The sequence below is a fragment of the uncultured Xanthomarina sp. genome (assembly GCF_963971605.1).
Classification (GTDB): domain Bacteria; phylum Bacteroidota; class Bacteroidia; order Flavobacteriales; family Flavobacteriaceae; genus Xanthomarina; species Xanthomarina gelatinilytica.
Genome location: NZ_CAXATZ010000032.1, coordinates 1 through 21,729 on the forward strand (window position 1 = coordinate 1; position 21,729 = coordinate 21,729).

The following is a 21,729-nucleotide window of genomic DNA, read 5'->3' on the forward strand; positions in this document are numbered from 1 at the left end:
CATTTATATACAATAGCATTAATATTCATGCCTGCACCAACACTGGCAAACATAATTAAATCGCCTTTATTGATGGTGTGTCCATCCAGTTTACCATTCAAAATCAAATCGTATAGGGTAGGAACCGTTGCAACACTGGAATTCCCTAATTTGTTGATGGTCATTGGCATAATGTCTTTTGGCATATCCATATTGTACAGTTTATAGAAACGTTGTACAATGGCTTCATCCATTTTTTCGTTGGCTTGATGGATGAGTATTTTCTTTAAATCACCAATGTTGTAACCACTTTTATCCAAACAGGATTTCATGGCTGGTGGCACATTGTTTAGGGCGAATTCATATATTTTCCGGCCATACATTTTTATATATCTACGTTGGTCTGTAATGGCAGGATTGTTTGTTTCCCCAAAATAAATAAAATGAGCTTCATCTAGAGCATAGGTCGCACTTTGATGCGCAATAATTCCTCCTGTTTCAGATGTTTCCTCAATAATGGCAGCTCCAGCTCCATCACTATATATCATAGAGTCCCTATCGTGTTTATCTACAACCCTTGATAAGGTTTCAGCTCCAATGACTAGGCATTTTTTTGCAATTCCAGCTTTAATAAATGCATTGGCTTGTAAAACACCTTCATTCCATCCAGGACATCCAAATAATATGTCGTAAGCCACACATTTAGGGTTTTTGATGCCAAGAAGATGTTTTACCCTAGAAGCGATACTGGGAACCGTATCACTCTGTTCGGTATTGTGTTTTACATCGCCATAATTATGGCCAACAATAATATAATCCAATTCCTCTTGGTTAACCTGTGAATTTTCTATGGCCTTTTGAGCAGCAAAAAATGCAATGTCCGAAGTGTTTAAGTGGTTTTCAACATAGCGTCTTTCACCAATTCCAGTAATGGCTTTGAACTTTTCTATAATCACTTCGTTTTGTTGTTTTATAGAAGAGCCATCTTGATTTAGAAATTCATGCTGATGAAAATCCTCGTTCCTTTCTATGGTATTTGGAATATAGCTTCCAGTGCCTGTTATTTTTGTTGCCATGGTTTTGCTATTAATGTGTTAGGCTTTTGCTAAATTAATCATAAAATTATTGCTAGCATATTCATTTCAAAATTATTAGGTAATATTTGCTAAATTCTCAATAAATGAAGTTTATATTGAATGTTATGCAAAAAAAAGCCCTCATTTTGAGGGCTTTTAAATTATGTGTGTCTATAAATTAGGCGTCCATATATTCCTCTATTGGAGCACAGGTACAAATTAGGTTTCTGTCTCCATAGGCATCGTCCACACGTCTAACACTTGGCCAGAACTTGTTTTCACGTATATAGTCTAACGGAAATGCTGCAGTTTCCCTAGAGTAAGGCATGGACCAGTTAGAAGATGTGATCATCTCTAAAGTATGTGGTGCATTTTTCAAGACATTGTTTTCATCGTCTTTTGAAGCCAAATCAATTTCTTTTTTAATGGATATCATGGCATCACAGAAACGATCCATTTCAGCTTTGCTTTCACTTTCCGTAGGTTCTATCATTAAGGTTCCAGCTACTGGAAACGAAACCGTTGGTGCATGGAATCCATAATCCATTAAACGTTTGGCAATGTCACTAACTTCTATACCATGGGCTTTAAAAGGTCTACAATCCACTATCATTTCATGTGCTGCACGACCACATTCGCCTGAATACAAGGTGTCAAACTGTCCTTGTAAGCGATGTTTGATGTAATTGGCATTTAAAATGGCAATTTTTGTGGCTTGTGTCAACCCTTCGGCACCTAACATTTTTATGTAAGCGTAGGAGATCAAGCAAACCAATGCTGAACCAAATGGAGCAGCAGAAATAGCTGATATGGCTTGGTCTCCTCCAGTTTTAATAATAGGGTTTCCAGGTAAAAATGGCACCAATTGTTTTGCAACACAAATTGGACCAACTCCAGGACCGCCTCCTCCATGAGGAATGGCAAAGGTTTTGTGTAAGTTTAAATGACAAACATCAGCTCCAATATTTCCAGGATTTGTTAGGCCTACTTGGGCATTCATGTTGGCTCCATCCATATAAACTTGGCCACCATTTTCGTGAATTATCTGTGTGATTTCCTTAATGGCAGATTCGTACACACCATGAGTTGATGGATAAGTAACCATGATACAAGACAGGTTGTCTTTGTGTAATTCGGCTTTTTCACGTAAATCTTCAACATCAATATTTCCTTTTTCAGTCGATTTAGTAACAACCACTTTCATGCCAGCCATTACAGCACTTGCTGGATTGGTTCCATGAGCAGACGAAGGAATTAAACAGATGTTTCTATGATGGTCTCCTCGGGATTCATGATACGCTTTAATAACCATCAATCCAGCGTATTCACCTTGTGCCCCAGAATTTGGCTGCAAAGAAGTTGCTGCAAATCCAGTGATTTCCGTTAATTGGTCTTCTAGTTCTTTTAAAACGGTTTGATACCCTTGGGCTTGTTCTACAGGAACAAAAGGGTGAACACTTCCCCAATTTGGAGAACTTAATGGCAACATTTCAGCTGCTGCATTCAATTTCATGGTACAAGAACCTAAAGAAATCATGGAATGATTTAAGGATAGGTCTTTGCGTTCTAGCATTTTAATATAACGCATCAATTCGGTTTCTGAATGATGGGAATTGAAAATGTCCAAACTTAAGAAGTCTGAGGTTCTTTGAAGACTTTCTGGGATAAAATTGGATGTTTCAAGTGTTGTTATTGCTATGGTATCTTTTCCAGCTGCTTCAGCAAAAATGGCCACAATGTCATTGGCATCTTTTAAATTTGTGGTTTCATTAATGGAAAGTGTCACCGTATTGGCATCTGGATAAAAGAAATTCACCTGATGCTTTTCTGCAATCGATTTAATTTTTGAAGCCTCTGCAGTTATACTTAGCGTATCAAAAAACGAAGTGTTGTTTTGTTTATAACCTAATTTCTCGATGTTATTGGAAATGGCTACTGCTGTGTTGTGTACTTTATTTGCAATAAATGTCAAGCCTTTTGGGCCATGATATACAGCATACATTCCAGCCATTACAGCCAACAATACTTGAGCTGTACAAATATTGGAAGTTGCTTTGTCTCGCTTGATGTGTTGTTCCCTGGTTTGTAATGCCATACGTAACGCTCTATTGCCATTGACATCTTTGGTAACGCCAATTATACGACCAGGAATATCTCTTTTATAAGCTTCTTTTGTGGCAAAAAAAGCAGCGTGTGGTCCACCATAACCCATTGGGATACCAAAACGTTGAGTGGTCCCTACAACTACATCTGCGCCAAATTTCCCAGGAGCCTCCAACATGACCAAACTTAAAATGTCTGCAGAAACCGCTACTTTAATTTGCGAGGCGTTGGCTTTTTCAATAAAATTCTTAATATCGGTTACCTGTCCGTTTTTTCCAGGATATTGCAAAATAGCTCCAAAATAATCGGTTGAAAAATCGAATGTATCTTCATTTCCCACAACCAATTCTATTCCTATTGGATTGGCTCTTGTTTGCAACAACGACAAGGTTTGTGGCAAAATGTTTTCAGTAACAAAAAACTTGTTGACATTGTTTTTTTTCTGGTCACGTTCCCTAACTGCAAACAACAAGCTCATGGCTTCTGCTGCAGCTGTGCTTTCGTCTAAAAGGGAAGCGTTGGCAAGTTCCATTCCTGTTAGGTCCGTTACCATGGTTTGGAAGTTTAATAGCGCTTCTAGACGACCTTGGGCAATTTCAGCCTGATAAGGTGTGTAAGCTGTATACCATCCTGGGTTTTCTAGAATATTTCGTTGAATAACAGGAGGCAAAATGGTTGGATGATACCCAAGACCAATATAGGTTTTGTAGGTTTTGTTTAGTTTAGAAAGCTCGTGAATATGTGTTAAGTATTCATACTCGCTCATTGGCTCATCTAAATTTAAAGGCTTTTTTAATTTAATGCCATCAGGAAGCGTTTCGTAAATAAGCTGGTCTAAAGTGTCTACACCAATGGTTTTTAACATCTGGTTTTGATCCTCTTCCCTTGGACCAATGTGACGGTTTGCGAAATTAGTTGTGTTCATTAAAATTTAGTTGTGTTAGGTTTCCAGTTTCCTGGAAAATACCGTTTTAATGCGACTTCATTATTTTAATAAATGACAGTCATTTTTTCAAGCGCAAAATTACGTAATAATTCACGTTATTTTGTTAATGAAAACTAAAGTTTTTAACCAATTAAAAAGGTTATTAACACTTTGTGTACTTTTGTTTTATGGCTTTGTTAAAACAAATATTCAATTTTTATATAGATAGTAGTATTCATGTGGCTTTGGCTGTTTTTGCCTTGTCTTGGGTCACGCTTTTGGAATTTGGTATTCCATATGATGGAGCCGTACTTTACTTTATATTTTTTTCTTCCATAACTGGATATAATTTTGTGAAATATTTTGGTTTGGCAAGATTTCACCATAGAAGTTTAACCAATTGGCTAAAATTGATACAGGTGTTTTCCTTGATGTGTTTTATTGGCATGTGTTACTTTGCTTTAAAACTGGAACTGATTTCACTTGTTGTGTTATTGGGTTTTGGTGTTGTTACTTTTTTATATGCCATTCCCTTTTTGCCCAATAAAATCTTGTACGACAAGCATAAAAATTTAAGAAATGTAAGTGGTTTAAAAGTGTATATTATTGCTCTGGTTTGGGCAGGCGTGACAGTGGTTTTGCCCATACTGAACAATCATGTGCCTTTGGATACGAATGTTGTTGTTACTGGCTTTCAAAGATTTGTATTTGTCACTGTGTTGATGTTTCCCTTTGAGATTAGGGATTTAAATTATGATAGTTTAAAACTGGCAACCATCCCACAGCAAATAGGCATAAAAAACACTAAAATGGTTGGTGTTTTATTGCTTATGTTGTTTTTTCTTTTGGAATTCTTAAAACCTCAATTGAATGTGGAACACACTGTTAGTATGTTGATAACCATGTTTGTTACTTTGATGTTTTTGATTTTTGCAAATAGAAATCAAGGCAGGTATTACAGCTCGTTTTGGGTAGAAGGTATTCCCTTGGTTTGGTTGTTGTTATTGTTGGTTTTTTAACTCGTTTTGAAGGTTTTTCCGTAACACTTGTTTTTCAGATTGATTTAAGCAAGAAACATTCGCTTTTTCAATGGTTTCTGTTAACTTAATGTTTTTGTTTACATAGGCTCTGGTTATCCTACACCATACATAACGAAGTTTTAACTTGAAGGTTTCCCAAGAAGTGGCTTCGTGATATTGTGCTTTATCGCAAATATGTTTTGCTTCGTCGCACGATATAAATAAAAAGGATTTGTGTTTCATTGTTGTTAAAACCAATTTTTTTCCATACATGCTGCCATGGATGTTCTTGCTCTGTGAATTATGACCCACAGATTAGACGCAGTGATGTTTAAATCATTACAAATAGTTTCGGTTTCTAAACCTTCTATGGTTTTCATTCTAAAAACAGTGGCTTGTTTTTCCGGTAATTTGCTCAGGCAATCATAAATGGCGTCACCTAGTTCGTTGTTTACAATTTCGTCTTCGGCAGTTCTATAATCTGTATCTGCCACTCTTTTTTCCAGCCAACTTCCTTCGTCATCTTCTGTGTTGAATTCCACACGTACTTCAGCCTTGCCTTTATTGGAGTTTATTTTTCGGTAATGGTCTATGATTTTTCGTTTTAAAATAGAAATGAGCCATGTGCGTTCACTGGCTTCACCCTTAAAATTCTTCATGGATTTTAAGCCGGCAAAAAACGTATCCTGCACCAAATCTTTCGCTTTTTCCCTATCGTTTACACGCGAAATGGTAAAATTGAAAAGGTAATCGGAATACAGATCAATCCATTGATTTGGATTTATAGTGTGTTTTGGCATGTTTCTTTTACAGCAATTTTATCAAAAATAGGGTAAATAAATTACTTTTCTATCAAACCTGCCCGCTTTAGTAAAGCATCGGGTTGAGGTTCGTGTCCTCTAAAACGTTTGTAAAGGATCATTGGGTCTTCGGTTCCACCTTGTGACAAAACGTGTTCTTTAAATTTTGTTGCTACATCTTTATTGAAAATGCCTTTTTCTTTAAAAAACTCAAAAGCATCTGCATCTAAAACTTCAGCCCATTTGTAACTGTAATAACCAGAACTGTATCCTCCTTGGAAAATGTGAGAAAATGAGGTGCTCATGCAGTTTTCTGCAACATCTGGGTATAGTTTTGTGTTTTCAAAAGCTTTTAGTTCATGCTCTTTAACGCTTTTTATTGTTTCTGGCGATTCGACACCATGCCAACTCATATCCAATAGGCCAAAGCTTAGCTGACGCAAGGTTTGCATCCCTTCATGAAAGGTTGAAGAGGCTTTTATTTTTTCAATTAAATCCATAGGAATTACCTCTCCAGTTTCATAATGTGTGGCAAATAATTCTAAGGCTTCTTTTTCGTAACACCAATTTTCCAATACCTGACTTGGCAGTTCCACAAAATCCCAAAATACACTGGTTCCTGATAAACTTGGGTAAGTGGTATTGGCCAACATGCCATGTAAAGCATGTCCAAATTCGTGAAATAACGTGGTGACCTCATTAAATGTTAATAAGGAAGGTTTGCTTTTTGTAGGTTTTGTAAAATTACAAACAATGGAAATATGTGGTCGGGAGTTTTCGCCGTTTTTAACATATTGAGGTTTGTAAGATGTCATCCAAGCCCCATTTCTTTTGCCTGGTCTTGGGAAAAAATCGGCATAAAAAATGGAAACCAAGTCGCCTTTATCGTTTGTAACCTTGTATGTTAAAACATCTTGATGATATTTATCGATAGTGGAAATTTCTTCAAAATGCAAACCATATAGCCTTTCTGAAATTGTAAAAACCCCTTGAATTACGTTTTCAAGTTTAAAATAGGGTTTTAGTTTTTCATCGTCCAAATCAAATCGTTTTTGTTTTAATTTTTCAGCATAATAAGCACCATCCCATTTTTGTAATTGGTCTATGCCATCCAGTTCTTTTGCAAAAGACTCAAGCTCTGTGAATTCTTTTAATGCGGCAGGTTTGGCTTTTTCCAACAATTCATTTAAAAACGTTTCTACTTTTTCTGGGGTTTTAGCCATGCGTTCTTCAAGAACAAAATGCGCATGGGTTTTATAACCCAATAAATTGGCCCTTTCATGGCGAAGTTTAACAATTTTCAATACATTTTCCTGGTTGTCCAAGGCATCGTTATGAAATGCTTTGGCTCCAGAGGCAATGGCCAATTTTTTTCGCAATTCCCGATTGTTTGCGTAGGTCATAAAGGGTATGTAGCTTGGGTAATGCAATGTAATTAACCAGCCTTTTTTGCCTTTTGATTCTGCCAATTGCTGTGCAGCTTCCTTGGCACCTTCTGGTAAACCTGCCACTTCCTCTTCTTTGGTCAAGAGCATTTCAAACTTATTGGTTTCGGCCAATACATTTTCGCCAAACTTGAGTTTCAGTTTGCTTAATTCTTTGTCTATGTTTCTAAGTTGTTGTTTTTTGTCTTCTGATAAGTTGGCCCCATTTCTAGAGAAACTTTTGTATTTTTTATCCAAAAGGGTTTTTTGCTCGGTTGTTAAGTTTAACGAGTTTTGAGCCTGGTATACGGTTTTTATGCGTTTAAACAACTTTTCGTTTAATGTAATGTCGTTACTGAATTCAGACAATAAAGGGGAAACCTCTTGGGCAATTTTTTGAATTTCGTCGTTGGTTTCGGCTGAATTCAAATTAAAAAAAATACTCGAAATCCTATCCAATTCTTCGCCAGAGAAATCCAAAGCTTCAACCGTATTTTTAAAACTTGGTGTTTCCGGATTATTGGTAATATCCTCAATTTCTTTTTTGGCTTTTTCTATGGCTTTTTTAAAAGCAGGTAAAAAGTGCTCGTTCTTAATTTTTGAAAAAGGAGCTGTATGAAACTGTGTGTCAAATGGTTTATTTAGAATATTCATTTTTAAGAGGATTCTTTTCGAAAAATGAGTGTCTTACTTTTCTTACTAAGACGCTGGTTTTCTGATTATTAACTTTTTATTATGAATTTATATGATTTTAAATGCTACTTTTGCATCAGATTTTTCATGAGAGTTTTAGGTGACTCTTTAAAATAATTGATTAATAGCGTTTAAAACCTCGACCAAAAGTCGAGGTTTTTTATTTTAAGTCTTTGGAAGACTCTATAACTTTTGCTTTTAAGCCTTCTTTATAATGAACAATTTTATCTAAAACAGAAGGATTGGAACTCCCAATAATTTGGGCTGCTAAAATACCTGCATTCTTGGCACCATTTAGAGCCACAGTTGCTACAGGAACACCTCCAGGCATTTGCAGAATAGATAAAACAGAGTCCCAACCATCTATGGAATTACTGCTTTTTACTGGAACTCCAATTACAGGAAGGGGAGAAAGAGAGGCTATCATACCTGGTAAATGTGCTGCGCCTCCAGCACCTGCAATAATAACTGAAAAACCTCGTGTATGTGCATGTTTGCCATAATCGAACAATTTTTCCGGTGTTCTGTGTGCAGATACAATATCCACGTCAACTTCTATATCAAAACCTTTTAAAATGTCTATGGCTTCTTGCATAACCGGTAGGTCGCTTTTGCTTCCCATAATAACTCCTACTTTGCTCATAATTATTCGCTTATAACTTTAATGGTATTTTTTACTTGTTCTGCAATATGTCTTGCTGTGTTTAAATCTTTGTTCACTATGGTCACATGTCCCATTTTCCTAAAAGGCCTGGTTTGTTTTTTACCATAAATATGTGGTGTTACTCCAGGCAGTTTCATGATGTCTTCAATATGCTGATAAACCACATTTCCAGTATGCCCTTCGGCACCAACCAAATTTACCATAATGCCACCAACTTGACTGTCGGTTTTTCCTAAGGGTAGATTTAATATGGCTCTCAGGTGTTGTTCAAATTGTGATGTATAACTGGATTCAATGGTATGATGTCCAGAGTTATGTGGTCTGGGAGCCACTTCATTAACCAAAATTGCATCGTCTTGGGTTTGAAACATTTCTACAGCCAACAGTCCAATATGGTTAAAAGCTTTGGAGACTTTTAAAGCCACTTCTGTAGCCTGTTTAGCAACCTGTTCGTCAATTCTTGCAGGGCAAATCACATATTCAACCTGATTGGCTTCTGGATGGAATTCCATTTCAACCACAGGATATGTTGCTACTTCTCCTTCTGGGTTTCTAGCAACTATTACAGCCAATTCATTTTTAAAAGGCACCATGTCTTCAGCAATACATTCCACATTTGGCAAGCCTTTCAAATCGGCTTCGGTTCTAATTATTTTTACACCATTTCCATCGTATCCAAACTGGGCACTTTTCCAAACAAAGGGAAACGTTAATCCACCATTGTGTACAGCATCTAAAATTTCCGAAGCATAGGCAAATCTGGAGAAATTGGCAGTTGGGATATTGTGGTCCCTATAAAACAATTTTTGTGTGGCTTTGTTTTGAATGATACGAAGTGTTTTAGAGGTAGGATATACCTTAACACCTTCTTTTTCCAAAGCCTCCAAGGCTTTAGTGTTTACGTTTTCAATTTCAAAAGTAAGGACATCTACCTGTTTTCCAAAGTTGTAAACAGCGTCGTAGTCCATTAAATTTCCTAAATGAAATTCATTACATGCCAATTTACAAGGCGCTTCTTCGCTAGCGTCCAAAACAGTGGTGTAAATATCGAATTTTCTGGTATCGTACAGTAACATTTTACCTAATTGGCCACCACCTAAAATACCAAGTTTAAAAGTTGAAGAGAAAAAATTCATGGATTTCATTTTGCACAAAAGTACAAATCAATTGCCTTTGAAAAAACTAAATCCCAAACAATCTAAATTAGAATTCGCAAAACGTTAATCAAATGATTACCTTTGCATTTCTAAAAAAAATAAAACAAGTGGTAAAGCTTCACGATTTACAATTTAGGCCATTTATTTCTGAAGAAGAAATACAACAAACCGTACAGCGAATGGCCATAGAGATAGCAAACGATTTAAAAGACGAAGTACCAGTGTTTATAGGTATCTTAAACGGCTCGTTTATGTTTGTAAGCGATTTTGTTAAAAAATATCCTAAACCTTGTGAGGTTACTTTTATTAAATTGGCGTCTTATGAAGGCGTGAAATCTACCGAAGACATTCAAAGGTTGATTGGTTTAACACAAGACTTAAGTGGCAGAACAGTTGTTATCTTGGAAGACATTATTGATTCTGGGAATACACTTGAAGAAGTGCACAGAATATTTAAAAACGAACATGTCAAGCAGCTTCTTATCGCTACGTTGTTTCACAAGCCAACAGCTTATAAAAAAGATTTTAAATTACACTACGTAGGCGTTGAAATACCCGATAAATTTATTGTAGGCTATGGATTGGACTACAATGGTTTGGGTAGGGATCTGCCTGAAATATATCAATTAAAAACAACACAACACATGACTAATTTGGTGCTATTTGGCCCTCCAGGCGCAGGAAAAGGAACTCAGGCTAATTTCTTAAAGGAAAAATATAATTTAATTCATATCTCAACAGGCGATGTGTTTCGTTTTAACATTAAAAACGAAACAGCTTTAGGGATGGTGGCCAAATCCTATATGGATAAAGGAGAGTTGGTTCCAGATCAAGTAACCATTGACATGTTAAATGCTGAAGTTGAAAAAAATGCCGATGCTAAAGGCTTTATCTTTGATGGGTTTCCACGTACCAACGCCCAAGCTGAAGCTCTGGACAAATTAATGGACAGTAAGGACTCTCAAATCAACGCTATGGTGGCTCTTGAAGTTCCAGATGAAATTTTGGTGGAGCGTTTGTTGGAAAGAGGTAAAACCAGTGGTCGTGCAGACGATGCAGACGAAGGCATTATAAGAAACCGAATTAAGGAATACTACGATAAAACAGCCGTTTTAAAAGATTATTATTCGGCTCAAAATAAATATTTTGGTGTGAATGGAGTAGGTAGTATCGAAGATATTACCAAGCGCTTAAGTGCTGTAATAGATACATTATAAACCTCCAATAGGGTTTAAACTTTAAGCTTTAAACTATATAAAATTTAAACTCAATTATGACTGAAGGAAATTTCGTTGATTACGTAAAACTGCATGTGTCTTCCGGAAATGGAGGCAAAGGTTCTGCACATTTACATCGTGAGAAATTTATTGAAAAAGGAGGTCCAGATGGTGGCGATGGTGGACGTGGTGGTCATGTGATTATTCGAGGGAATTCCAATCTTTGGACCTTGTACACCTACAAATTTAAAAGACACTTTAAGGCTGGACATGGCGAACATGGAGGGAAAAGTAGAAGTACAGGTGCAGATGGAGAAGATGTGTACATGGATGTACCACTGGGAACGTTAGTTCGCGATAGGGAAACCAACGATGTTATTTTTGAGATTACCCAAGATGGTGAAGAAAAAATAATTGCCAAAGGAGGCATGGGAGGACGTGGCAATTGGCATTTTAAAACATCTACCAATCAAACACCAAGATACGCACAACCTGGAATACCTGGCGAAGAATTGGATATCATCCTGGAACTTAAAGTTCTGGCTGATGTTGGATTGGTTGGCTTTCCAAATGCAGGAAAATCCACTTTGCTCTCTGTAGTGAGTGCAGCAAAACCTAAAATAGCAGATTATGAGTTTACTACCTTGAAACCTAATTTAGGAATTGTGGAATATCGCGATTTTAAAACGTTTGTGATGGCAGATATTCCTGGAATTATAGAAGGAGCAGCCGAAGGAAAAGGACTTGGACATTATTTTTTAAGACACATTGAACGCAACTCTGTTCTATTGTTCTTAATTCCTGCAGACGCAAAAGATATTAGAGAGCAATACGATATTCTGTTGGATGAGCTGAAACGATACAATCCCGAAATACTAGATAAAGATCGCTTTATAGCCATTTCTAAAAGTGATATGTTGGACAACGAATTAAAAGCGGAACTTAAAGCAGAATTGGACAAAACGCTTCCTGTGGAATACATGTTCATTTCATCGGTTGCACAACAAGGTCTTACCGAATTGAAAGATAAATTATGGAAGATGCTGAATGAGTAAATCCTTATGAAACAACGTATAAAAAACATTGTTGAAATAAACGATAATAAGGCTAGTAAGGTCTTTGCTATTTTTATTCAAGTACTTATTTTAATTTCCATAGTCACCTTTACTATGGAAACCATTCCAGATTTAAAACCAGAAACCCGTTCGCTTTTATATGCGATAGAAGTGTTTAGTGTCATTGTTTTTTCAGTGGAATACCTATTGCGCATTTATGTAGCTGAAAGCAAACCAAAATTTATATTTAGTTTTTTTGGAATTATAGATTTCCTTGCCATTTTACCATTTTACTTAAGTTTTGGTGTTGATTTACGTTCGTTAAGGGCCTTACGTTTTTTAAGGCTTTTCAGAATCTTTAAATTAGTGCGATACAATCGTGCCATAAATCACTTTACAAATGCTATAAAATCATCCAAAGAAGAAATTCTTCTTTTTCTGTTTGTTACTCTCATCTTAATTTATTTTGCAGCAGTTGGTATTTATTATTTTGAAAACGCAGCCCAACCAGAGCATTTTTCTTCTATTTTCGATAGTTTGTGGTGGGCAATAGTGACCTTGACAACAGTTGGTTATGGCGATGTGTATCCTATAACGGTTGGTGGGAAAGTGTTTACTTTTATTATCTTATTGATTGGTTTGGGGATTGTTGCCATACCAACTGGAATTATTTCTTCTGCATTGACAAAATCTGTAGATTCCAACGAAACTGAAAAATAATTCGTTATCCTTTTCAGGAGGTTTCTTATCTTTAAAACAAAAATGAAAAAGTTAGCCTCAATATTTTTTCTATGCATCTGCCTTTCCTGTGGTGTTACAGTTGATTACGATTACGAAAAAAACACCGATTTTTCCAAATACAAATCTTATAGCTATTTTAGGAACATGGATACAGGATTAAGCGAATTGGATGCCAAACGTTTGTTTGCCGCTTTAGATGAAGCCATGGCACAAAAAGGATTGCTGCTTTCCGAAAACTCCGATTTTATTATAAATATTGAAAGTGCCACCTATCAGGAAATGCAAAGCAACTCGTCTGTAGGAGTAGGCGTTGGAGGTGGAGGAGGTAACGTTGGTGGTGGTATTTCAGTTGGGATTCCTTTGGGTCAGGCCAATATGTCCAGACAGATCAAGTTCGATTTTGTAGATGCAAATACCAATCAATTGTTTTGGCAAGCCATCAGTAGTGAAACCGATGTTCCAAGAGACTATCCAGAAGAGCGCGAAGCCAAATTCAAACAAATAGTCCAAAAGGTCTTGGAAGGCTTTCCACCAAGTAAGTAGATTTAATTTTATCATTTTCATAACAGTTTAAAATTCGTAAGCTTTCTTTCGTTTTGTAACTTTGGGTTCATTTAAAAAATATATTATGGAAACATTACAAAATAAAGTGGCTTTAATTACTGGAGGCACCAAAGGCATTGGTTATGGAATTGCACAATCGCTTCTTAAGCAAGGTATTCATGTAGCTATAACCAGCAGGAGCTTAGCTGCTGCAAAGAAGGCTGCCGAGTTATTGAATAAAGACTCCAATACCACAGCAAAAGCTATTGGTTTGGAAGCCGATGTAAGAAGTCTGGAAAGTCAGGAAGCTGCCGTAAATGAAGTTAAGAAGGAGTTTGGCAAATTGGATATTGTAATTGCCAATGCAGGATTGGGTCATTTTGGAAGTATTGAGGATTTGACCAAGGATCAATGGAATGAGACCATTGATACCAATTTAACAGGTGTTTTTAATTCCATAAAAGCCAGTGTTTCTGCTTTAAAGGAAACAAAAGGGTATTACATAACCATTTCAAGTTTGGCTGGAACCAATTTTTTTGCAGGAGGTTCAGCTTATAATGCCAGCAAGTTTGGTGTTACAGGCTTTACACAAGCTGTGATGTTGGATTTAAGAAAGTATGGTGTCAAGGTTAGTACCATTATGCCAGGATCGGTATCTACCCATTTTAATGGGAATGAACCGGACGAAAGCGATGCCTGGAAAATTCAAATTGAAGACATTGGTGAATTGGTGGTAGATTTGTTGAAAATGAACCCGAGAACCTTACCAAGTAAAATTGAGGTGAGACCCAGTATGCCTTCAAATAAATAATTTGAGGGTTTTATTAAAATGAAACAAAAAAAGAGGCTTAAAAAAGCCTCTTTTTTTTATAAAACATTTTTATTTATCAATGGATATCCTAACGCCTTCACTATGACTGCTAAATTCTGGCGCATACATGCTTTGAATGGTGGTAATGCCATTGCTCATGTTCCCAGCATTGCTAACACGTAAATCGTATTCAAATACATAAACGCCTTTTGGTAAATAGTCGAAAAAGAAGTTGGTACTTGCATCTTTGGTGCTTTCGTAATAACCCAAGCCATCTTGCCATTTGTATTGAGACAAGACGTTTATTGGTTCTAAACCACTGGCCCTCATGTCTTTCATATGAAGGAATTCCATAGCGCGATCGCTTGTCAATTCTATTCGTACACGAATTAAATCGCCAATTTTTAATTGAGTTTCAGAGGTTATTTCTGAAATTTCTTCGCCTAAATGGGTGTTGGTTTTTAAGAAGAGTTTTTTCTTAAGGGTTAAGGGTGTTTCGGCTGAAGTGATCTTATCTAAATCCTCAAAATATTGCCAGTATAAAGCTCCCCAAGCAATGCCTTCGCCTTTTTTCGTCAAGGTAACTTCTGCCATGTCTGGTTTAATTTCAGAACCTGTCCAAGACGTTTTATAATAACCTGTTCCAGCTTCAACTTTCACGTCTTCCTCCCGATAGCTATCGGGATTGAAGGGTTCTATAGTTTTGCCACCAACAACTACATCAACCATCTCAGTTACAGATAACCAATCACTACCTTGAAGCAATATAGCATAAACTGCTTCGGTTGTTGCTTTGGTGGTTTTCCAGCTATTGGTCTGTTTGTTTTTTAAGAGCCAGATTTTTAGATTGTCTATGGTTTTAATGTCATTTTCTATTTCAGAAAAAGCTTCAATCATCAAAGCCTGGGTTTCTATAGGAGCTTGATACCAATACCAAGAACTTGTGTTTTCTTTCCAATACATGCCTAATTCGTCACTGGTAATACTATTTTCCTTTAAAGATTTTAAGATTTTTGAGGCTGTTACATCATCCTCAAATCTATGAGACACCAAAGCCATCAAACCTTTCGAGTACAGGTTGCGAGATTTCCAATATTTTTGAATTTGAGTTTGGTAATATGCAATTATGTCTTCTACTTCTTTCGATTTTTTAACCTCTGGATAAAAACTTCGCATGTATAAATAATGCAATTGTGTGTAGCTTAAATGATCTTTGGTTAAATCTGCTTTTTCATTGTATTTGGTGATGTTTTTGTATTCTTCAACAAACTCTTTGTCCAAATAGCTTATGGCTTTTTTAATCATAGACGTCTCGACTGCGCTTAGCGTGACATGTAGCTTATCTAAATGTCCAAATCCTGTAATAATATGTTGTGTGATATAACGATTGGGTCTGCCACCTTGAAACCAAGCCCAAGAGCCATTTGGCATCTGGTTTTGTTCCAGTTTGCGAATATTTGCCTGTAATTCGCTTGTCATTTTGTTTAAATCGAATAATAAGGCAATGCGTTTCTTTTGTTCGGTTTCACTTTCAGCATCGCGTAACCAAGGTGTTTCTTCAATAAGAATGGATTTTAATTCCTGGTTCTTTTCCAAATTAGAAAGTAGCGCATCTGTATTTCTCCATTGATTGAAAACCTCTTGAATTCTAGGGTTTGAATTCGCTATATGGCTAGCCAAGGAATTCGCATAATATCTGCTAAATACTTGTTCATTGCATTCGTAAGGATATTCCATTAAATAAGGCAAAGCCTGAACGGCATACCAAGCCGGATTGGATGTGATCTCCAAGGTCAATTTGTGATTCTTTAGAGTTGTTGAAGTATTATTTTTTAACTTCTCTAAAGTAAACGTTTTGGTTTGGTTAGAACGAATCCACATAGGTAACGTTTCCGTAACCATCATTCTGTTGGAAAGCACAGAAAGCGCATTTTGTTCGCCATCGCTATAATCTCCTGCTTTAGCAATTATTTTGTATTGAACAGCATCTACATTATTTGGAATGGATAAACTCCATGACACTTCAGTATTTCCTTTTTCATCAACAGTAAAGGCCTTTGTGTTTAAGGAATTGTTTAGTTCAGCATCAATGGTTTTGCCATTTGTTGCATCAAAAAGTTGCAAAATGGCTTGTCCTGAAAGTTCTTTTTTAGTCAGGTTTGCAATTTTGGTGCTAATGGTAATTTCATCACCTTGACGTAAGAAACGTGGTGCATTTGGAATGACCATCAGTTCTTTTTGTGTTACAGTTTCTAAACTGGTTGTAGCAGATTCCAATGTTTTGGTATGTGCTAATAATTGCAATTTCCATTTGGTTAAAGCTTCTGGTGTAGTAAAGCTAAAACTGACGTTGCCTTTTTCGTCTGTTTGTAATTGTGGAAAGAAAAAAGCCGTTTCTTGAAGATTTTTACGAATTGTAACTTGAGTGAAGTCTTCTTTTTTAGGGTTACTTATTGTAGCCTCTGAAACTTCTTCGTTTAATTCTTCTTCATTGTCTGAAGCAGCTAATTCAGCCTCTTCAGATCTAAAGGCATAACCAATAGCACTTTTCTCTTTTTTTACTCCAAAACCAGTCACAACCACTTCATCTATAGCAGTGACATCTGGAATCATAGAAAGTGTAAAAGTGTTGTTGGCACCAATAACATATTCTTTTTTAATATATCCAACAAAGGTCAGTACCAGTATGTCACCAGTTTTTGCTTTAATAGAAAATTGACCATCAAAATCGGTTTGAGTACCTTCATTACTTCCTTTAATATTGATATTGACACCAGGTAAAGGCAGGTCATTTTCATCTACAATAGTTCCAACCACTTTTCCTTTTTCTAAAGCAGTATTATAGGAAGCTTGAGTCCTAATTTTTCTTAAATATTGTTGTCTTACCCAAGTATTCGTCAAGCTAAACCCAAACCAATCCAATTGATCATAGCTGTTTTTAGGATAATAAGCGTAAAATCTATTTAAATTAAGAACCCTGAACGTATCAGTATAAAAACTGGCTCTTGCGTTTTTGTGGTTATACGAACGATAAGTTGGAAGATGAATGGGATTGAAATCCCAGAGATGAGGTTTAAATTGGTCCAAAGACATATCGTACATGCTCGCTAATAATTCGGCAGATACTTGTTCGCCTTTGGGGCCTTTAATTTTAAAGCTCCAGGTTTCGTCCTGTCCTGGTTGTAGTTTATCTCTAAAAGTGGTGGTTTCAATCTCTAAATCGGTTTTAGGATAAGGTACTGAAATAGATGTTGTACCAGATTCAAAACTATTGGCATAGGCAAAACTGTAGTGTACTGCAAAGCCGCCCAAATCTGTTTTATTAACAGGAATGCTTATGGTTTTCTTGTTATTGTTTAGTTGAATGATATAGGTGTTAACAGTTTGTTTGTTCTTTTCAATTTCAACCGTTACTGATATATTTTCAGCCGAAGACCCTAAAGTAAGTTCCACAATATCGTTAATTTGATAGTCTTTTTTATTGGAACTCATGCTGAAAAGTTGCTTGTCTGCAAGGGTTTTGTCGGTCTCGCTAAACAAGGTGGTCCTGGTTTCGTCTTTGACTTCCTGACCAAATCTATCTTTGCTTTCCAATTCAATAACATATTGTCCAGATTCCCATTTCTTAATGTTTCCTAATTCTATTTCTTTGGATTTTTCGGTATTGAAGGATTTTTCAAAAACAAGGGCTCCTTTTTTCCAATTGTTTGGGTTGTTTTCATCTTTATAGGCTTCATAAGGAAACATATTATTAAATTCAGTTTCTGAAAGCATCTGATAATCAGGAGCTTTCCAAGGTCGTGGACGCAAGACATAATCTGGAGCTTTAAGCTTATAGATTTTTATGGTTCCTTGTGCTGGAACAAATTCACCATTTAAGTTTTTGGTATCGATGTTTAATGTATGCTCCTTTTTCAATTTGTCTAAGGTAGCATCTACAGAAACCGTTGCAATTAGCGCATGATAGCCAACATTAACTATGGTTGTTGCAGAACGTGTTTCCCCATTTAAATCGGTGACATCTGCAGTCACTTCATAATTAAAAACAGGCAGATTGTCTTTGTTGACACTTGTATCAGGAAGGGCTTTAAAAGTAATTTCAAATTCACCTTTGTTGTTTGTAATGGCTTCTCCATGGGTTATTTCCTGTGGTTCGCTAATAAAAGCAGGTCTGTACCAATAATACCATCTCGGATATTGTACTTTTCTATGCACTCTGTAAACCACTTTGGCATTGGTGATGTTGCTTCCAGCATAAGCTAAAGCCTGTCCTGTTACAGTTACGGAATCGTTGACTTTATAAGTTTCCGTTACAGGTTTAAATTGGGCTTCAAACTTGGGGCGTTTGTATTCTTCAACTGAAAAATAATGTTTAACATCCACATCATTTTTCTCACCATAGAATTCAATACTATAATTTCCGTTTAAACCCGAATTAGGAAGCATAAACTCACCAGAAACGGAACCAAATTCATTGGATTTTAATTCTAATTCAGAAATTAATTCATTATTGGTATCATAAAGTTCTAGATAAAACAATTCATTTGGAATCACTTCAGATTTACCATCTTCAATCTTAATAGCAATCCCTTTAAAATAAACAATTTGTCCAGGTCTGTAAATGCTTCGGTCTGTAAATATAAAACCTTTGTAATGTTCTTTATAGGTGTTTCTTTCGTATTTTCTATTTAAATAGTAATCTCCAAAAAATGCCTTTTCATCAGAACAACTTGCTTCTATGTGAATATTGGACCAGGTGTTAGAACCTTTAATAAGTTCAATTTCACCCAAAGCATTGGTAGTGTAGTTTTTATTGTTTGTATTATCTCTATAATTCTTATAATAGGTTATCTGGATGTCCAGATTGCTTAAGGGCTTTCCATTGGTTCTATCTATAAACTGATAGACTTGCTTATCCAACTCTGTTTTTTCAACCACAGCTATATTGGTAACTTGAAAGGTGTTGAAAGCAAAAGTGTTCTGTTTGTTATTGGTTTTCGCTACAATTAAATAACGACCGTTATCCAATTTAGGAAGTAGGATTTCTGTGCTATGTTGCTGAAAATCCAATTCGTTTTTTAGCTCACTTTTCCAAGATGCATCTGCTTTCAACTTATTAATAAATTTAAGTTGCTCTTCTTGTTTATAGGTTTTGCTAAAGGTTTTAAACTGATTTTCTGACAGCTTATAAACATTAAAATCTAGTGTGTTTAGATTTTTATAAGTCACTAAAACTTTAGCATCTAGTTGAATTGGTAAGTAGCTTTCAGAGAGAATACTTAAAGATTCTTGATGGATCTGTTCTAGTAAGATGTTGCTTTTTTCTGCAGCATGACTTTTAGGAAATCGCTTGATAATACTGTTACAAAGTTGTTCGGCATCCTTTATTTTCCAACGATTGGTTTCGTTTGTTCCTGACTGATATTCCTGACCTTGTTGATAATACAAGTTAGCAATTTCAAATTGATATAATCCTGAAGCTTCATGTGTTTTTATGCGTTCGGCTTCGGTTTTGTAGGCTTCTATAAATAAGCTGTCTTTGTTTTGAAAAGTAGCATGCTGCTCTACAAAATTGTAGCGTAAAATATTTACGTCTGTCAAGGCTTCAAGCTGGTTGTTTTTTAAGTGAAATTGAATTAAATCCTGATATATTTTCAATGCCTGCAATTCTAAAGAGGTGGAATCTTTTGAGCGAAGCTCTAATTTTGAAAATGTTTTGGAGTCGCTTAAATAAGTTTCATCATCAATTTCAAATTTATAAGCAGGTTTTGTAATGCTGTTTTCGTGTGTTTGGTAAAACTCCAGAGCGTTATGGGCTAACAAATCATATAGCGTAGGTCTGTAGCGTTTGGAATCTGTTTGTTCGTTTAAAATACTGGAATAGTCTGTTAAATCTTCCTGTTGTAGCAGTTCTTTGTTCTTTAAGGACTGTTGGTAATGCCATTGGATTTCATTAAATAGGGTTTGTAAATCCCAAGTTCTAAAATCGGTTGCAACGGTTTTGTCCGCCACTTTGGTTCTGTTGTAAAACTTATATCTGTTTTGTTGGAAATATTGCCAATAAATGGTTGCCAACATGTTTTCCAACACATTTTTTATAGGTGCAGGTTTGTTGGAAATGGCAGTTTTAAAACTGTTAACAATCTTTAACTGCGCGTCTTCTTCTAAAATTAAGGCGAACTTGCTTTTAAAGAGCAAGGTTTTAATTTGCTGTGTTTGGTTTTGGTCCTTAATGGCCAAAGCTTCTATTTGTTCTACAATTTGTAAAGCCGATTTGGGCAATTCCTCACGTTCAAAAGCCTCTACTTGTTTCCAAAGTTTGTTGTAATCCGAATTTTGGGCTTCAGAAAAATGAGCGAATAATATCAGCATTAATATAGTTGCGTAGTATTTCATTTGTAAGAATTTATGTCAGTAGCAAATCAAAAGCTATTCCAAAAAAACAAAGAGGAACAAAATTTGTAATTGCTTATGTGAAAATAGGCATTTTTTAAGTCAATGAGAAAGGTTACTTTTGTTATTCCGACGATTTAGATATGAAAAAGCTATTGGTACTTTTTTTGTTGCCTTTATGGAGTTTCTCACAAACTTCCCATCAAACCTTGGAGTTGTTGTTGGCGCAAAAAAAATATGCCAAAGCAGAACAATTGGCAAGCCCTTTTGTTGCAAATAATCCCAACGATTTAAAAGCGATAGAAATCCTTGGAGATGCCTACAGCTATCAGGAAAAGTGGGATGAAGCCATAAAACAGTACAAAAAGTTGGTTGTGCTTAAACCAGAGGTAGCCAATTTTCATTATAAATATGGAGGCGCTTTAGGCATGAAAGCCCTTTCTGTAAACAAACTTTCTGCCTTAACCTATTTAGGCGACTTAAAGGAAGCATTTTTAACTGCTGCAAAATTAGACAAGAACCATATTGAAACACGTTGGGCTTTGGTGGAATTGTATATGCAATTACCTGCCATTGTTGGAGGAAGTAAAGACACTTCTTTAAAATATGCTAATGAACTGGAACAACTTTCCAAAGTGGATGGTTATTTGGCCAAAGGCTATATTTACGAATATGACAATGAACCAGAACTTGCAGAATCCTATTATAAAAAAGCCATTACTATTGGAGGCTCCATAACCTGTTATAATAAATTGACCAAGTTTTATGAAAAACAAAACCAGCCAGAAAAAGCCATTAAAAATATAGAAACCGCACAGGGAAGGCTACAACGTAATGCTTTGCACTACCAACTTGGAAAAGTCTCTGCAGAATATAATATGCAACTTACCAAAGGGGAAGCTTGTCTAAAAACTTATATTAAAGATTATTCTCCAGAGGATGGTGTGCCAATTGCTTGGGCAAATTATAGATTGGCTCAGATTTACAAACACCAAAAAAACAAAAGTTTGGCATTAAAATATATTGATTTAGCATTAAAGGAGCTTCCAGAGATTAAAGTGTTTCATGATGAACGTCATACTATTTTGAAGCTTTGATTTTTTAGTCGTGCAATTTCATTAGAATGATC

General features: G+C 35.9%; 15 protein-coding genes. 7 read left to right on the top strand and 8 right to left on the bottom strand.

Translation table 11 applies throughout. The annotated features are described in order from the left end of the window. Window positions 1–1,055 (bottom strand): ketoacyl-ACP synthase III (locus AACY93_RS10885; RefSeq protein WP_339611965.1); only part of this gene is annotated, 1,055 nt, incomplete at its 3' end. Window positions 1,056–1,233: 178 nt separating this feature from the next. Next, on the bottom strand, window positions 1,234–4,083 hold the full coding sequence (gcvP, locus tag AACY93_RS10890; RefSeq protein WP_339611967.1) for an aminomethyl-transferring glycine dehydrogenase: 2,850 nt from the start codon (window positions 4,081–4,083) through the stop codon (window positions 1,234–1,236). 188 nt (window positions 4,084–4,271) lie between these two features. Here gcvP and AACY93_RS10895 point away from each other — a divergent pair, with 188 nt between their 5' ends. Further along, window positions 4,272–5,102, top strand: coding sequence for a hypothetical protein (locus AACY93_RS10895; RefSeq protein WP_286852696.1), 831 nt, complete (start codon window positions 4,272–4,274; stop codon window positions 5,100–5,102). Here the strand turns inward: AACY93_RS10895 and AACY93_RS10900 are convergent. From AACY93_RS10900 to AACY93_RS10920, 5 genes are all read right to left on the bottom strand, one after another. Continuing rightward, window positions 5,085–5,345: a hypothetical protein gene (locus AACY93_RS10900; protein WP_286852695.1), complete on the bottom strand. Its 261-nt coding sequence runs from the start codon at window positions 5,343–5,345 to the stop codon at window positions 5,085–5,087. The two genes, AACY93_RS10895 and AACY93_RS10900, sit on opposite strands and share 18 nt — an antisense overlap. 5 nt (window positions 5,346–5,350) lie before the next feature. Then, window positions 5,351–5,902, bottom strand: a complete 552-nt coding sequence (locus AACY93_RS10905) for a sigma-70 family RNA polymerase sigma factor (protein ID WP_007650555.1) — start codon at window positions 5,900–5,902, stop codon at window positions 5,351–5,353. 41 nt (window positions 5,903–5,943) lie between these two features. Continuing rightward, the gene (locus AACY93_RS10910) at window positions 5,944–7,980 is read right to left on the bottom strand and encodes a M3 family metallopeptidase (protein WP_286852694.1); all 2,037 of its coding nucleotides are present in this window, start codon (window positions 7,978–7,980) and stop codon (window positions 5,944–5,946) included. A 199-nt stretch (window positions 7,981–8,179) separates the two neighbouring features. Next, the gene (gene purE, locus AACY93_RS10915; RefSeq protein ID WP_286852693.1) at window positions 8,180–8,662 is read right to left on the bottom strand and encodes a 5-(carboxyamino)imidazole ribonucleotide mutase; all 483 of its coding nucleotides are present in this window, start codon (window positions 8,660–8,662) and stop codon (window positions 8,180–8,182) included. Window positions 8,663–8,664: 2 nt separating this feature from the next. Beyond that, complete coding sequence (locus tag AACY93_RS10920; protein ID WP_286852692.1) at window positions 8,665–9,819, bottom strand: 5-(carboxyamino)imidazole ribonucleotide synthase; 1,155 nt, start codon at window positions 9,817–9,819, stop codon at window positions 8,665–8,667. A 128-nt stretch (window positions 9,820–9,947) separates the two neighbouring features. Here AACY93_RS10920 and AACY93_RS10925 point away from each other — a divergent pair, with 128 nt between their 5' ends. The 5 genes from AACY93_RS10925 (at window position 9,948) to AACY93_RS10945 (ending at window position 14,207) form a co-directional block, all read left to right on the top strand. Beyond that, on the top strand, window positions 9,948–11,057 hold the full coding sequence (locus tag AACY93_RS10925; protein WP_081602636.1) for an adenylate kinase: 1,110 nt from the start codon (window positions 9,948–9,950) through the stop codon (window positions 11,055–11,057). A gap of 56 nt (window positions 11,058–11,113) precedes the next feature. Beyond that, window positions 11,114–12,112, top strand: coding sequence for a GTPase ObgE (gene obgE / locus AACY93_RS10930; RefSeq protein ID WP_007650546.1), 999 nt, complete (start codon window positions 11,114–11,116; stop codon window positions 12,110–12,112). Between the two features lie 6 nt (window positions 12,113–12,118). Continuing rightward, window positions 12,119–12,832, top strand: coding sequence for an ion transporter (locus AACY93_RS10935; RefSeq protein ID WP_007650544.1), 714 nt, complete (start codon window positions 12,119–12,121; stop codon window positions 12,830–12,832). 42 nt (window positions 12,833–12,874) lie between these two features. After that, window positions 12,875–13,396 carry a DUF4136 domain-containing protein gene (locus AACY93_RS10940; protein ID WP_286852691.1) on the top strand — a complete coding sequence of 174 codons (522 nt, stop codon included), beginning with the start codon at window positions 12,875–12,877 and terminating at the stop codon, window positions 13,394–13,396. Between the two features lie 85 nt (window positions 13,397–13,481). Then, the gene (locus AACY93_RS10945; RefSeq protein WP_286852690.1) at window positions 13,482–14,207 is read left to right on the top strand and encodes an SDR family oxidoreductase; all 726 of its coding nucleotides are present in this window, start codon (window positions 13,482–13,484) and stop codon (window positions 14,205–14,207) included. Window positions 14,208–14,276: 69 nt separating this feature from the next. Here AACY93_RS10945 and AACY93_RS10950 read toward each other — a convergent pair whose 3' ends face one another. Then, on the bottom strand, window positions 14,277–20,603 hold the full coding sequence (locus AACY93_RS10950) for an alpha-2-macroglobulin family protein (protein ID WP_286852689.1): 6,327 nt from the start codon (window positions 20,601–20,603) through the stop codon (window positions 14,277–14,279). 140 nt (window positions 20,604–20,743) lie between these two features. Between AACY93_RS10950 and AACY93_RS10955 the strand changes: the two genes are divergently transcribed. Continuing rightward, window positions 20,744–21,697, top strand: coding sequence for a tetratricopeptide repeat protein (locus tag AACY93_RS10955; protein ID WP_286852688.1), 954 nt, complete (start codon window positions 20,744–20,746; stop codon window positions 21,695–21,697). Window positions 21,698–21,729: the final 32 nt, after the last annotated feature.

Bases quoted from the DNA above. Each gene is read 5' to 3' on its own strand.
- gcvP (WP_339611967.1), bottom strand. From the start codon at position 4,083: ATGAACACAACTAATTTCGCAAACCGTCACATTGGTCCAAGGGAAGAG.
- AACY93_RS10895 (WP_286852696.1), top strand. From the start codon at position 4,272: ATGGCTTTGTTAAAACAAATATTCAATTTTTATATAGATAGTAGTATT.
- AACY93_RS10900 (WP_286852695.1), bottom strand. From the start codon at position 5,345: ATGAAACACAAATCCTTTTTATTTATATCGTGCGACGAAGCAAAACAT.
- AACY93_RS10905 (WP_007650555.1), bottom strand. From the start codon at position 5,902: ATGCCAAAACACACTATAAATCCAAATCAATGGATTGATCTGTATTCC.
- AACY93_RS10910 (WP_286852694.1), bottom strand. From the start codon at position 7,980: ATGAATATTCTAAATAAACCATTTGACACACAGTTTCATACAGCTCCT.
- purE (WP_286852693.1), bottom strand. From the start codon at position 8,662: ATGAGCAAAGTAGGAGTTATTATGGGAAGCAAAAGCGACCTACCGGTT.
- AACY93_RS10920 (WP_286852692.1), bottom strand. From the start codon at position 9,819: ATGAATTTTTTCTCTTCAACTTTTAAACTTGGTATTTTAGGTGGTGGC.
- obgE (WP_007650546.1), top strand. From the start codon at position 11,114: ATGACTGAAGGAAATTTCGTTGATTACGTAAAACTGCATGTGTCTTCC.
- AACY93_RS10935 (WP_007650544.1), top strand. From the start codon at position 12,119: ATGAAACAACGTATAAAAAACATTGTTGAAATAAACGATAATAAGGCT.
- AACY93_RS10940 (WP_286852691.1), top strand. From the start codon at position 12,875: ATGAAAAAGTTAGCCTCAATATTTTTTCTATGCATCTGCCTTTCCTGT.
- AACY93_RS10945 (WP_286852690.1), top strand. From the start codon at position 13,482: ATGGAAACATTACAAAATAAAGTGGCTTTAATTACTGGAGGCACCAAA.
- AACY93_RS10950 (WP_286852689.1), bottom strand. From the start codon at position 20,603: ATGAAATACTACGCAACTATATTAATGCTGATATTATTCGCTCATTTT.
- AACY93_RS10955 (WP_286852688.1), top strand. From the start codon at position 20,744: ATGAAAAAGCTATTGGTACTTTTTTTGTTGCCTTTATGGAGTTTCTCA.